The organism is Comamonas sp. FG99, assembly GCF_057808605.1.
In genome coordinates, this window is sequence record NZ_JBMDII010000019.1 from 52254 (window position 1) to 65634 (window position 13381).

The following is a 13381-nucleotide window of genomic DNA, read 5'->3' on the forward strand; positions in this document are numbered from 1 at the left end:
CCGGGCCCTGCCCGGCTTTGCTTTGGCCTGGCGCAGCTCAGGCGGCGGTGAACTCCAGGCGCTGCCCCGCCTGCCTGGAGGCATCGCGCGTCAGATCGGCGAAGAACTCGCTGCCGGCCTTGGTGTCGCGCCAGCACTGGCCGTCGTATTTGTAGTGGTAGCCGCCGGACTGGGCCGCCATCCACACCTCGTGCAGCGGCTTTTGCAGGTTCACCACGATCTGGCTGCGGTTGGCGAAGGTCAACGTCACCATGCCGCCCACGCGCTGGCTGTCGATGTCCGCATCGGTGTCCTCGTTGATGCGGTCGCAGCACTGCTCCACTGCGAGCAGGAGCTTTTCCGCGGCGTCCAGGTAGTCCAAATCGTTCATTACAATGCGCTGATGTTGAGAATGCCCCAAATTCTAGTGAGAACCATTGCCCTTGGTGGCATTGCGGCAGTGCTGGCCGGCTGCGGGCAGAAAGGCCCGCTGTACCATCCCACCGAGCCCGCAGCGGCCAGCCGCGCCAGCCTGCCGCAGACGCTGGACCCCAGCGCCGACCGGCCCGAGCCGGATCTCGCCCCCGCGCCGCAGCGCTGAGCCGGCGCCAACGGTTAGCGTCCGCGAAAGCGCTGCACCACGCGCCACAGCAGCAGCGCGGCAACGATGGCCGCATAGAACCATACGTCCGCGAGGTTGTTCTTGCCCTCGCGCATCCACAGGAAATGCACCAGCGCCAGCACCGCCATGCCATAGACGGCGCGGTGCAGGCGCTGCCAGCGCTTGCCGCCCATGGCGCGGATCAGCCGCGGGATCGAGGTGACGGCCAGCACCAGCAACACCAGCCAGGCCAGCGTGCCCAGCAGGATGAAGGGGCGCTTGCCCAGGTCGGCCAGGATATCGCCCCAGTCCAGCCCCATGTCGAACACCACATAGGCCAGCCAGTGCGCGCTGGCATAGGCAAACGCATACAGGCCCAGCATGCGCCGGTAGCGCGCCAGCAGGTTCCAGTGCAGCAGCTGGCGCAGCGGCGTCACTGCCAGCGCGATGCACACGAAGCGCAGCGCCCACAGGCCCAGGCCGCGGATCAGGGCCTCAGCCGGGTTCGCACCCAGGCCGTCGCTCGCCGCCAGCCAGACCAGCCAGGCCAGCGGCAGGCAGCACAGCAGGTGCAGGGCCAGCCGCAGCGCGGACTGGCGCCGCAGCCCGGGCAGCAGGGATGATTTGCCATTGATGGCAGAACTGTTCGCGCTTGCCACGACGATTCCCCCAGCCGTTTCCGCTAGTAGTTCTTGCGCAGGTCCATGCCCGCGTACAGCTGCCCCACCTGGGCCTCGTAGCCGTTGAACAGCAAGGTCTTGCGCTTCTTCGCGAACAGGCCGCCCTCGCCGATGCGGCGCTCGCTCTCCTGGCTCCAGCGCGGGTGCGGCACGTCGGGGTTCACATTCGAATAAAAGCCGTATTCATTGCGCGCGGCCTTGTTCCAGGCGGTGGGCGGCTGCTTGTCGAGCAGCCTGATCTTGACGATGCTCTTGGCGCTCTTGAAGCCATACTTCCACGGCACCACCATGCGCACCGGCGCGCCGTTTTGCTTGGGCAGCTCGCTGCCGTACATGCCGAACGCGAGCAGCGTGAGCGGGTGCATGGCCTCGTCCATGCGCAGCCCCTCGGTGTAGGGCCAGTCCAGCACCGAGCTGCGGATGCCGGGCATGGCCTTGGCATCGGCCAGCGTGACGAACTCCACATACTTGGCGCTGCCCATGGGCTCGACCTGGGCCAGCAGCCTGGACAGTGAATAGCCGATCCACGGAATCACCATCGACCAGCCTTCCACGCAGCGCAGGCGGTAGATGCGCTCCTCCTGCGGGCTGAGCTTGAGCAGCTCTTCGAGGCTGAATACCCGGGGCTTGTGCGCCAGCCCCTCCACCGCCACCGCCCAGGGCGTGGTGGGCAGCGTGTGCGCATAGCGGGCCGGGTCGGACTTGTCCAGGCCGAACTCGTAGAAGTTGTTGTAGCTGGTCGCGTCCTTGAGCGCGGTGGCGGGCTCCATGGTGAGCGCGCCGGGCAGCGCCGACTTCACCGCCGCCAGGGGCCTCGGCGCCTCGCCCTCCTTGGCCCAGGCGCCGCCGGCCGCCGCCAGCAGCCCGGCGCCAGCCATGGCCTGCAAATAGGCCCGGCGGCGCAGGTAGACGGCCTGCGGCGTGATTTCGCTGGAGCGGGGATGCACGAAGCCCGACGACGATGTCTGTATCAGCATGATGGTCCTTTACACCGGCGACCGCCGGAACACCATCACCATAAGATACCCGCACCGGCACAGGATTCAACTTTTTATAACAAAAGCTTCGCTAGGGCCTGTTCACACCAATACGGGGTCGCGCAAGCCCGACAGGGCTGTCAATGCTAGGCACGCGACGCCGTGCGTGTGCCCACCCGCACAAGGAGCGCAACGACGCAGTGGCGGCCCTGCCGCACTTGCCCGAAGGGTTGAGCCCTCTTGGGCGCTCTGCTGCGTTGCTGTCCCTTGCAAGCTGCCTAGCTTGCTGCGGGCCAGCGCCTTGCAGCCCATCCCAAGAGGACTCAACGCGATCCCCGTATTGGTGTGAACAGGCCCTAGCCCTTGCGCGCGTAGGCCAGGCGCCGCACCACCGCCACCAGCTGGTCGATCTCGTCGAAGGTGTTGTAGAACGCGAGCGACGGGCGCACCGCGGTCTCCACGCCGAAGCGGCGCAGAATGGGCTGGGCGCAGTGGTGGCCGGTGCGCACCGCGATGCCCTCGGCATTGAGCGCCTGCCCCACCTCGTCGGTGCTGTAGCCATCGAGCGTGAACGACAGCACGCTGGCCTTGCCCGGCACGGTGCCAATCAGCCTCAGCCCGGGCAGCGCGCCGAGCTGCTGCATGCCGTAGTCCACCAGCGCATGCTCGTAGCGGCTGATGTTCCCGATGCCGATGCGCTCCACATACTCCAGCGCCGCGCCCAGGCCGACCGCGTCGGCGATGTTGCCGGTGCCGGCCTCGAAGGTGTTGGGCAGCGGCTGGTACCGGGTCTTCTCGAAGGTCACATCGGCGATCATGTTGCCGCCGCCCTGCCAGGGCGGCATCGCCTCCAGCACCTCGCGGCGGCCCCAGAGCACGCCGATGCCGGTGGGCGCGAAGATCTTGTGGCCCGAGAAGACGAAGAAGTCGGCCCCGATGTCCTGCACGTCCACCGGCGTGTGGGCGATGGACTGCGCGCCATCCACCAGGGTGGCGATGCCGCGGCCCCGGGCGATGGAGACGATCTCCTTGACCGGCACCACGGTGCCGAGCACGTTGGAGACATGGCCGATGGCGACGATCTTCGTGCGCTCGTTCAGCAGCTTGTGGTATTCATCGAGCCGCACCTGGCCCTGGTCGTCGACCGGAATCACGCGCAGCTTCGCCCCCTTGGCCTGCGCCAGCTGCTGCCACGGCACGATGTTGGCATGGTGCTCCAGGTGACTGACGATGATCTCGTCGCCCGCGCCCAGGTTGTGCCCGCCCCAGCTCTGCGCCACCAGGTTGATCGCCTCGGTGGTGCCGCGCACGAAGATCACCTCGCGCGCCTCGGGCGCGTTGATGAAGCGGCGCACCACCTCGCGTGCATGCTCGTAGGCATCGGTGGCGCGCGCCGCCAGTTCGTGCGCGGCGCGGTGGATGTTGGAGTTCTCGTGCTCGTAGAAGTGGCGGATGCGCTCTATCACCTGGCGCGGCTTGTGCGTGGTGGCGGCATTGTCCAGCCACACCAGCGGCTTGCCGTTGACGCGCTCGGCCAGGATGGGAAAGTCGCGCCGCACCGCATGCACGTCGAAGCCGGCGGCGCGCCCGCGCTCGGCCGCTGGCTGCGCACCCGGCGGATAGGCCTTGGCCGGCGTGACATGGCCATCGGGCAGCCGCACCGCATCGACGAAGTAGAACTGCGGCGCGCCGGAGGTGGGCAGCGCCTGGCCCCACACTCCAGGCGCCCCAGCTCCCCCCGGCCCCCCCTGCGTCAGCCCGCCCAGGCGCGGCTCGTAGCCCGGCAGCGTGGAAAATGCCTTGTCGGGCACGCCGTTGCCGGCCACCGCATCGGGCACGGCCAGCGGCGCGCGGTTGCCCAGCGCCAGCACCGGCGCATGCGAGCTGGGCAGCAGGTTGGCGCCCGGCACCTGGCCCAGGGGAATGGGGTTGCCCGGCACGTTGGGCGCCAGCCCCACGGGGCTGGCCAGCGGCGAGCCGGGCGGCGCCAGCTGGCTGGGCGGCTGCACGCCCGCCGGAGCCTCGCCCGGCAGGGCGCGCAGGAGTGCATTGGCCAGTTGCGCCAGCTCGGCGGGGTTGATCGGCGCGCTGGGCTGCAGCGGCTCGGATGCGATGGCGGTCAAGGCGGCTCCTTACTTGTAGGTATCGAGGGCGGAATAGTCGTGGTAGCGGTTGACCTCCACCTCGTCCAGCACCGCGATGGCATCGGGCGTGAGCACCGCCAGCGAGCAGTACAGCGAGATCAGGTACGACGCGATCGCATGGTTGTTGATGCCCATGAAGCGCACCGACAGTCCGGGGCTTTGCTCGCCCGGCAGCCCTGGCTGGAACAGGCCCACCACGCCCTGGCGGCGGTCGCCCACGCGCAGCAGCAGGATCTTGCTCTTGCCGTCGGCCACCGGCACCTTGTTGCTGGGGATCAGCGGAATGCCGCGCCAGGTGATGAACTGCGAGCCGAACAGGCTCACCGTGGGCGGCGGCGTACCGCGGCGCGTGGCCTCGCGGCCGAAGGCGGCAATCGCCAGCGGATGCGCGAGGAAGAAGGCCGGCTCCTTCCAGACCTTGGTGAGCAGCTCGTCCAGGTCGTCGGGCGTGGGCGCGCCATTGGAGGTATTGAGCGGGAAGATGCGCTGCTCTTCCGCCACCTGGGCCAGCAGGCCGTAGTCGGGGTTGTTGATCAGCTCGCTTTCCTGGTTCTCCTTGATGGTCTCGATGGTCAGGCGCAGCTGCTCCTTGATCTGGTCGTGCGGGCTGCTGTAGAGGTCGGAGATGCGCGTGTGCACGTCAAGCACCGTGGAGACCGCGTTCAGGAAGTATTCGCGCGGCTTCTCGTCGTAGTCGACGAAGGTGCGCGGCAGCTGGTTCTCGGACTCCTTGGCGGTGCAGGTGACCTTGATGGCCTCGGGGTTCCTGACCTGGTTGACCCGGTAGATGCCCGCCTCCACCGGCACCCATTGCAGCAGGTGCGTGAGCCAGCGCGGGCTGATCGTGGCCAGCTGGGGCGCCGTCTTGGTGGCATTCGCCAACTGCCGCGCCGCGTTGTCGCCCAATGCGGTGGTACCGCCTACCGTTGCACTCATAAAGACTCCGTTTTCTGTGGTGGATGGAAAAACTCAGTGGCTGGGCGCCAGCGCCGGTGCGAGCGGGCTGGCCGGCTTGCGCACCTCGTGGCGCAGCGAGGCCTGCGATACGCTGGCGCCGGGCGGCACGCTCTCGGTCACCCAGACGTTGCCGCCGATCACCGCGCCCCGGCCCAGCGTGACGCGGCCCAGGATGGTGGCGCCCGCATAGATGACCACCTCGTCCTCGACGATGGGGTGGCGGGGCTCGCCCTTGCGCAGGTTGCCGGCCTCGTCGGTCTCGAAACGCCGCGCGCCCAGCGTGACCGCCTGGTAGATGCGCACGTCGCGGCCGATGCGGCAGGTCTCGCCGATCACCACGCCAGTGCCATGGTCGATGAAGAAGCCGGCGCCGATCTCCGCGCCGGGATGGATGTCGATGCCCGTGCCGCTGTGCGCCAGCTCCGCGATCAGCCGCGCCAGCAGGCGCAGGCCATGCAGGTAGAGCACATGCGCGATGCGGTGGTGCACCATGGCGTGCACGCCGGGGTAGGACAGCAGGATCTCGTCCACCCCCTGCGCGGCCGGATCGCCGCGGTAGGCGGCCAGCACATCGCTGTCCAGCAGCCGGCGAATCTGCGGCAGCTGCCGCGCCAGCGCCTGCACCGCCGCGTCGGCGCGGGCATGCAGCTCCTGCTCGTTCAGGCCCTGGTGGCGCGCATGGAAGGCGATCTCCAGCCGCGCCTGGCGGTACAGGCTGCGCAGCGCGGCGCCGAGCGTGGCGCCCACGTAGAAATCCTCGCTCTCGGGGTGCAGGTCTTCCGGCCCCAGCCGCATGGGAAACAGCGCCCCCGCCAGCTGCCGGGTGATGGTGCGCACCGCCTCCTTGGACGGCAGCTCGCGCGCCGCGGGGTCGCGGGCGCGGCCCTGGGCGTCGCGCCATTCGTGGCGCGCCGCGCGCAGCTCGCCCACGATGTGGTCGATATGGTAGTCCGACATGGCATCGCCCCCGGATCAGCCCTGCACCCAGGGCAGGCCGCGCAAGCGCCAACCGTCGATGCCGCCGCGGTGCTGCAGCTCGTCCAGCTCGCCCTCGAAGCCTTCGAGCACATTGAAGACATGCGCGAACCCGGCTTGCGCGGCAGCCTTGGCCGCTGCCACCGAGCGCTTGCCCGAGCGGCACAGCAGCAGCGCCACCGCCTCCTTGCCGCCCCAGGCGGCGAGCTTGGCCTCGAGCTCGCGCACGAAGCGCGGGTTGCGCGTGAGCGCGGTGCCGGTGGCCCAGGCCACGTGCAGGCTCTGCGGCACATGGCCGACGAAGCTGCGCTCCTCGGCGGTGCGCACGTCGACCAGCACCGCGTCGCCCGCCTGCACCAGTGCCCAGGCCTGCTGCGGCGACACTCCCCCCGCATAGCCCAGCTGGTGCTCCTGGGCCTGGCTCCAGGCCTGTTCCAGCGCGGGGGCGAGCTTGACTTCGGTGGCTTCGGCTGACATCGGTACTCCTTTTTTGCGGTGGCGGCGGCACATGCCGTCCATGGACACCACTGTAGAAAGGAGCAACCCGCCGGCGAAGGAAGAAAAACCGGCTTAGGTATTACAAAAACAGATATGGCCGCCCCGTCTGCGGTGGCGGCCAGGGGCGCGGAGCGCTGGCGATCAGAGCATGTTGTTCAAAAACGCCTGGATGCGCGGATGGCTGCACTGCGCAAAAAAAGCCTGCGCCGGCCGGGCCTCGATCAGCTCGCCCTGGTCCATGAAGGCCACGGTGTGGGCCACCTCGCGCGCGAAGCCCATCTCGTGGGTCACCACCACCATGGTCATGCGCTCCTCGGCCAGCTGGCGCATGGTGCGCAGCACCTCGCCGGTCAGCTCGGGGTCGAGCGCCGAGGTGGGCTCGTCGAACAGCATGATGTCGGGCTCCATCGCCAGCGCCCGGGCAATCGCCACGCGCTGCTTCTGGCCGCCCGACAGGCGCGCGGGATAGCTGTTCGCCTTCTCCAGCAGGCCCACCTTGCGCAGCAGCTCCTCGGCCCGGGGCACGATGGCGTCGCGCCGCAAGCCCTTGACGACCATCGGCGCCTCGATGATGTTCTGCAGCACCGTCAGGTGCGGGAACAGGTTGAACGACTGGAACACCATGCCCATGCGGCGCAGGATGGCGCGCAGCTCGGCATCCGGCGCGTACTGGCAGACGCCCTGCGCATCGGTGCTGGCCAGCGCCGCGCCCTCGACCAGCACCGAGCCGGAGTCGATCACCTCCAGATGGTTCAGGCAGCGCAGGAAGGTGCTCTTGCCCGAGCCCGAGGGGCCGATCACCGCCACCACCTCGCCCCTGGCCACGCGCAGCGACACGCCCTTGAGCACCTCATGGCCGCCGAAGGACTTGCGGATGTCCCGCGCCTGGATCATCGCGTCGTCAGGCGTCGTATTTTGCATAGCGTTTTTCCAGGCGGTGGAAGCCCCAGGTCAGCACCAGGGTCATCACCAGATAAAAGGCTGCCGCCACCACGAACGGCGTGGTGGTGAAATCGCGCTGCACGATGCCGCGCGCGGCGCGCAGCAGGTCGTTGAGCGCCAGCACGTAGATCAGCGAGGTGTCCTTGACCAGCGTGATGGTTTCGTTGCTCATCGGCGGCAATATGGTGCGCACCATCTGCGGCAGCACGATGCGGCGCATGGTCTGGCCATAGCTGAAGCCCAGCACCTTGGCGCCCTCGTACTGGCCCCGGTCCACCGACTGGATGCCGGCGCGGAAGATCTCGGCGAAGTAGGCCGCATAGTTGAGCGCGAAGGCCACCACCGCCGCCGGAAAGTCCGGCAGGCGCACGCCGACCACCGGCACGAAGGGCAGCGCGAAGTAGATGAACAGCATCTGCAGCATCAGCGGCGTGCCGCGCATCAGCCAGATATAGCCGCCCACCGCCTGGCTCAGCACGCGCGCGCGCGAGATGCGCGCCAATGCCAGCGCCAGGCCCAGCGGCACCGACAGCGCCAGCGTGATGACGAAGAGCTTGAGCGTGACCAGCGCACCCTGCGCCAGCGGCCCGAGAAGGGAGAGTATGTAGTCCATACTTCAAAAACAATAGCTGTCGGCGCCTTCAGAATAAGCGCCAACAGCCATTTTTAGTGGAAACGAGCGATTACTTGGTCACGTCCTTGCCGAACCACTTGGTGGAAATCGTGCCGGCGGTGCCATCCTTCTTCATGTCGGCCAATGCGCCGTCGAGCTTGGCATGCAGCTCGGTGTCTTCCTTGCGCAGGCCCACGCCGTATTCCTCGGTGCCGAAGTTGTCGTCGAGCACGAGGTATTCGTCGGGCTTCTTGGCCACCTGGTAGCGGCCCACCACCTCGTCGAGCACCACCGCGTCGAGGCGGCCGGCGGACAGGTCCATCAGCGCGGTGATGTTGTCGCCGAAGGTCTTGAACTCCTTGAAGCTCTTGAGCACCGCGTCTTCCTTCTTCACCGCGTCCACCGCGCTGGAGCCCTCTTGCGCGCCCACCACCTTGCCGGCCAGCTCGGCCTTGGACTTGATGCCGGACTTGGCCGCCACCACGATGATCTGGTGGTTTTCCATGTAGGGCGCGGTGAAGGCGATCTTCTCCTTGCGCTCGGGGGTGATGGTCAGGCCGTTCCACAGCATGTCCACGCGCTTGCCCGACAGCTCGGCCTCCTTGGCGCTCCAGTCGATGGGCTTGAACTCGACCTGCAGGTTCAGGCGCTTGGCCGCCTCGCGGGCCATGTCGATGTCAAAGCCCACGATCTCGTTCTTGTCGTCGCGAAAGCCCATGGGCGGGAAGTTGTCGTCCAGGCCCACCACCACCTTGGCGGCCGCCGCCGGCGCGGGCGCAACCTCGGCCGTGGGCTTGGGCGCCTCGGTCTTGCCGCAGGCGGCCAGCAGCGCGGACAGCGCCAGCGCCGCCAGGAGAGTGCGTTTGTTCGTCATGAGGTATTCCCTGTATCGATGCATGAAAGCCGGCATGCGTCCACGGACGGCGCACGCCGGCAAAACACGTATTGTCGCCGATCGCTGCGGGAGCGCGGCCCGACTCCCGCCGCGCGGCTCACGCCGGCGCGCAGATCAGGCTGCCGACCGTCAGCACTTCGGCGCCGTTGACCGTGGCCAGGCGGATCTCGCTGAGGTCGCGCCCATGGTTGACCGGCACCTTGACCGACGGGCCGCCGCGATCGTCGGCGAGCGGGGTGAGCAATTGCAGCCCCATGTCGCTGCCGCCAAACAGGATGTAGCCGGGCAGCTCGGCCAGGCTGTCGATGCTGACCCGGGTGTCGGCCGTCACCGTCCACAAGACCGAGTCGGCCGACTCGTTGAGCAGCTTCCAGGTGGATTTCATGCGCGCCTGCCAGGCCGCCGAAAGCGCGGCCCGCGGTGCCAGCTGCTGGCCGATCGGCAGCGTGATGCGCTCAAAGCCCGCGCCGGCCACCACGCGCTCCATCAGGTAGCGGTAGCGGTAGGCGTTGCCGGCGGCGTCGATTCCGGCGGCCTCGGTGAAGCGGAAGTTCGGCAGCGCGGGGTTGTCGCTCCACCACCAGCCGTCGCTGCGGTACTGGTAGCTGGCCGCGCCGCCCACCAGCGGGGTCCAGGCCTGGCCGCTCCACTCATCGAGCGCCAGGCTGCCGTCGGCGCCGAACGCCACCCGCACCGGCGCCTTGTAGTTGCCGTAGATGCCCGCGGCATCCGCCATATCCGCCATGCCGGGCGGCGTGGCCAGCGGCGGCACTGCGCTGCCGACCGTGGCGGGCAGCGCGGCGATGCTGCCCTCTTCCTGCAGCGCGCGCACCAGGATGCCCTCGGCAATCGCCAGCGCCTGGCCGCCATAGGCCGAATTGCCACTCAGCGCCAGCCCCATCCGCGCGCCCGGCAGGACAAAGAACTCGCTGGAGAAAAAGGCGGTGCCGCCGTTCTTTTCCCAGGCCAGCACATTCGCCTGCGCCAGGCCCGGCTGCCGCACGCTGTCCCAGCCCAGGCCCCAGCGCCATTCGGGCGAGGGATTGATGCGCAGGCCCGTGGTCTGGTCCGTCGCCATGGCGGCAATGCCGGCGGCGGATACGATGCGCCTGCCCTGGAAAACCCCGCCGTCCAGGAACATCCGGGCCAGGTTCATCATGTCGACGGGCGTGGCGCAAAGCCCCCCGGTGGCATAGGCATTGACGAATTCCTGCGGGTAGGTCTTGCCGCGGTACTGCGGATGGGCGAAGTCGCCGGCCGGCGCCGCGCTGCGCAGAAAGCCCGAATCGCGCATGCCCAGGGGCTGGAGGATATTCTGCTCGACGAAATCCGGGTATTCCAGCCCGCTCACCGCGAGCACCACCCGCTCGAACAGGGTGAAGCCATCGTTGCAATACACGGCCAGTTCCCCCGGCGCATGCTTGAGGTGCGACTGCATCAGCTCGCTTTCGGTGTCGGCCGAATAGCCGGGTATGGGCGCGAAGGTGAAGAGATTGCAGCCATCCGTTCCCGGCAGGCCCGAGGCATGCGACAGCAGGTGGCGGCAGGTGATGCGCGCATAGTCCGGCGACAGCATGCTGAACGCGGGCAGGTAGCTGACGATGGGCGTATCCAGGTCGATCAGCTTGCGGTCCTGCAGGATCACGCCGGCCAGGCCGGCCAGCACCTTGGAGACGGAGCCGAAGTTGAAGCGGGTGCGCACGGTGGCCGGCTGGTTGCCGGCCACGGACGCCTTGCCGAACGCCTGCTGCCACACGATGGCGTCGCCCTTGAACAGCGCCACCGAAATGGCGGCCGCGTCGGGCAGCTCGCCCATCGCCTTTTCAATCGCGCGCCGCCCCCAGTCGATGGTCTGGCCATAGGCCGCGGCGGAGCCGCCCGAGCCGCAGCCCGGCAAGCTCGCGGCCAGCAGGCCGGCGCCAGCCATGCCAAGAAACTGCCGGCGGCCGGCAGGGGCCGCGGCGGGGCGGGGCGGAGTGCTGTCTCGGGTCATAGGTCGCTCCGGAGAAACCTGCGCACGCCAGGGGCGCGCACAGCGATCACGGCCATCCAGGACGGAAAGAAAGCCGGACGATGGCATTATGCGGGCACTATGTGGAGATCACGCAGCGGACAGCTGCGCCGCACCCGAAACCATGCCTTCCGACCTGCACGCCGCCTTTGCGCAAACCCACTACCATGTGCTGCACAGCACGCCCTTCAGCCTGCGCATCGGCGCTCCCTGCGCGGCGCTGGCGCCCTGGCTGCAGCGCCACCAGACCGACTGCGCCTGCGTGATCACCGCCTTCAACCCCATGGGCCAGCCCTGCGGCCGGGCCGGCAACATCGCCCGCCACCGCCGCCTGCAACTCGCGCTGGAGGCCGCGCGCTACGCCACCCTGCCCACGCTGGCGCAGCATCCCAGCAATGGCTGGCCCGCGGAGCCGGGCTGGCTCGTGCTGGGCATGGGCCGCGACGACGCGCTGCGCTGGGCGCGCGAATGGCAGCAGCTGGCGGTGGTGTGGTGCGGCGCCGATACGGTAGCTGAACTGTGCTACACAAAACAATAGCTGCCAGTGCTTGTCACACAATGATTTCAGATAGTTTTATATCCGAAAACCTTGCCCACCAAGCGCTGGCAGCTATCAATTCATGGGTTAGCGATCAACGCGGCAGATCGCTGAACCCCATCAGGAACTCGTCCACCGCGCGGGCGGCCTGGCGGCCTTCCCTGATCGCCCAGACGACCAGCGACTGGCCGCGGCGGATGTCGCCGGCGGCAAACACCTTGTCCACATTGGTGGCGTAGCCGCCGTGGAATTCGGTGCTGGCCTTGGCGTTGCCGCGCGCATCGCGGTCCACGCCGAAGGCTTCGAGCACGGTGGCAACGGGGTGCACGAAACCCATGGCCAGCAGCACCAGGTCGGCAGCCCAGGTCTTCTCGGTGCCGGGCACCTCGGCCAGCTTGCCGTCCTTGAACTCGACCTGCACCGTGGTCAGGCTCTTGACCTTGCCTTTTTCGCCGTTGAAGCTCTTGGTGGAGATCGCGAACTCGCGCTCGCAGCCCTCTTCGTGGCTGGAGCTGGTGCGCAGCTTGATCGGCCAGTAGGGCCAGACCAGCGGCTTGTTCTCCTCTTCGGGCGGCATGGGCATGACCTCGAACTGGGTCACGCTCTTGGCGCCGTGGCGGTTGCTGGTGCCCACGCAGTCGGAGCCGGTGTCGCCGCCGCCGATCACGATGACGTGCTTGCCCTCGGCACGGATCTGGCCCTTGAGCTTGTCGCCGGCATTGATCTTGTTTTGCTGCGGCAGGAACTCCATCGCGAAGTGGATGCCGTCGAGGTCGCGGCCGGTCACCGGCAGGTCGCGCGACTGCTCGGAGCCGCCGGTCAGCAGCACCGCGTCGAACTCGGCCCTGAGCTGTTCGGGCGAGACGGTTTCCTTGGCCCAGTTGGTGACCTTGGAGTCCTTGCCCAGCCCGTCCTTGCCGGCCACCAGCACGCCGGTGCGGATCGTCACGCCCTCGGCCTCCAACTGCTTGGCGCGGCGGTCGATATGGTGCTTGTCGAGCTTGAAGTCGGGAATGCCGTAGCGCAGCAGGCCGCCGATGCGGTCGTTCTTCTCGAACAGCGTCACATCATGGCCGGCGCGCGCCAGCTGCTGGGCCGCGGCCATGCCGGCGGGGCCGGAGCCGACCACGGCGACCTTCTTGCCGCTCCTGGCCTGGGCCACGCGGGGCTGCACCCAGCCCTCTTCCCAGGCACGGTCGATGATGGCGTGCTCCAGCGACTTGATGCCGATGGGGTCGTTGTTGATGTTCAGCACGCAAGCGGCCTCGCAGGGCGCGGGGCAGATGCGGCCGGTGAATTCCGGAAAGTTGTTGGTCGAATCGAGCACCGCGAAGGCATTCGCCCAGTCGCCGCGGTACACGAGGTCGTTGAAGTCCGGAATGATGTTGTTGACCGGGCAGCCGTTGTTGCAGAACGGCGTGCCGCAGTCCATGCAGCGCGCGCCCTGCTGCTTGGCCTGTGCCGAGTTCAGGCCGACGACGAATTCGCCGTAGTCCTTGAGGCGCTCGACGACGGGCTTGTAGCCCTCTTCAATGCGCGCGAATTCCATGAAGCCGGTGACTTTTCCCATG

The 13381-nt window shown here is 68.1% G+C and carries 14 protein-coding genes; 2 read left to right on the plus strand and 12 right to left on the minus strand.

The window, feature by feature from the left end:
• Nucleotides 1–37 precede the first annotated feature (37 nt).
• Nucleotides 38–370, minus strand: coding sequence for an iron donor protein CyaY (gene cyaY, locus ACODRX_RS14280; RefSeq protein WP_488872183.1), 333 nt, complete (start codon nt 368–370; stop codon nt 38–40).
• Between the two features lie 36 nt (nt 371–406).
• Between cyaY and lptM the strand changes: the two genes are divergently transcribed.
• Complete coding sequence (lptM, locus tag ACODRX_RS14285; protein ID WP_488872184.1) at nt 407–580, plus strand: LPS translocon maturation chaperone LptM; 174 nt, start codon at nt 407–409, stop codon at nt 578–580.
• Between the two features lie 14 nt (nt 581–594).
• Here lptM and msrQ read toward each other — a convergent pair whose 3' ends face one another.
• From msrQ to ACODRX_RS14335, 10 genes are all read right to left on the minus strand, one after another.
• Nucleotides 595–1194 (minus strand): protein-methionine-sulfoxide reductase heme-binding subunit MsrQ, encoded by a 600-nt coding sequence (gene msrQ / locus ACODRX_RS14290; RefSeq protein ID WP_488872231.1) that lies wholly within the window; start codon nt 1192–1194, stop codon nt 595–597.
• 68 nt (nt 1195–1262) lie between these two features.
• Entirely contained in the window at nt 1263–2237 is a 975-nt protein-coding gene (gene msrP / locus ACODRX_RS14295) for a protein-methionine-sulfoxide reductase catalytic subunit MsrP (protein ID WP_488872185.1), read from the minus strand.
• Nucleotides 2238–2593: 356 nt separating this feature from the next.
• Complete coding sequence (locus ACODRX_RS14300) at nt 2594–4360, minus strand: family 2A encapsulin nanocompartment cargo protein cysteine desulfurase (RefSeq protein ID WP_488872186.1); 1767 nt, start codon at nt 4358–4360, stop codon at nt 2594–2596.
• Between the two features lie 9 nt (nt 4361–4369).
• A complete protein-coding gene (locus tag ACODRX_RS14305) occupies nt 4370–5317 on the minus strand; it encodes a family 2A encapsulin nanocompartment shell protein (RefSeq protein WP_488872187.1) in 948 nt (315 codons plus the stop codon).
• A gap of 33 nt (nt 5318–5350) precedes the next feature.
• A complete protein-coding gene (epsC, locus tag ACODRX_RS14310; RefSeq protein WP_488872188.1) occupies nt 5351–6295 on the minus strand; it encodes a serine O-acetyltransferase EpsC in 945 nt (314 codons plus the stop codon).
• A gap of 15 nt (nt 6296–6310) precedes the next feature.
• The gene (locus tag ACODRX_RS14315) at nt 6311–6790 is read right to left on the minus strand and encodes a rhodanese-like domain-containing protein (RefSeq protein WP_488872189.1); all 480 of its coding nucleotides are present in this window, start codon (nt 6788–6790) and stop codon (nt 6311–6313) included.
• Between the two features lie 162 nt (nt 6791–6952).
• The gene (locus tag ACODRX_RS14320) at nt 6953–7732 is read right to left on the minus strand and encodes an amino acid ABC transporter ATP-binding protein (protein WP_488872190.1); all 780 of its coding nucleotides are present in this window, start codon (nt 7730–7732) and stop codon (nt 6953–6955) included.
• Nucleotides 7713–8366, minus strand: coding sequence for an amino acid ABC transporter permease (locus ACODRX_RS14325; RefSeq protein ID WP_488872191.1), 654 nt, complete (start codon nt 8364–8366; stop codon nt 7713–7715). Before ACODRX_RS14325 ends, ACODRX_RS14320 begins: the two co-directional genes overlap by 20 nt.
• 70 nt (nt 8367–8436) lie before the next feature.
• Nucleotides 8437–9240 (minus strand): amino acid ABC transporter substrate-binding protein, encoded by an 804-nt coding sequence (locus ACODRX_RS14330; RefSeq protein ID WP_488872192.1) that lies wholly within the window; start codon nt 9238–9240, stop codon nt 8437–8439.
• 118 nt (nt 9241–9358) lie between these two features.
• Nucleotides 9359–11254 carry a serine hydrolase domain-containing protein gene (locus ACODRX_RS14335; RefSeq protein WP_488872193.1) on the minus strand — a complete coding sequence of 632 codons (1896 nt, stop codon included), beginning with the start codon at nt 11252–11254 and terminating at the stop codon, nt 9359–9361.
• Between the two features lie 142 nt (nt 11255–11396).
• On the opposite strand from ACODRX_RS14335, the gene ACODRX_RS14340 reads away from it, so the two are divergent.
• Complete coding sequence (locus tag ACODRX_RS14340) at nt 11397–11810, plus strand: DUF3293 domain-containing protein (protein WP_488872194.1); 414 nt, start codon at nt 11397–11399, stop codon at nt 11808–11810.
• Nucleotides 11811–11904: 94 nt separating this feature from the next.
• On the opposite strand, the gene ACODRX_RS14345 is transcribed toward ACODRX_RS14340, so the two are convergent.
• Entirely contained in the window at nt 11905–13380 is a 1476-nt protein-coding gene (locus tag ACODRX_RS14345) for a glutamate synthase subunit beta (protein WP_488872195.1), read from the minus strand.
• Nucleotide 13381 lies beyond the last annotated feature (1 nt).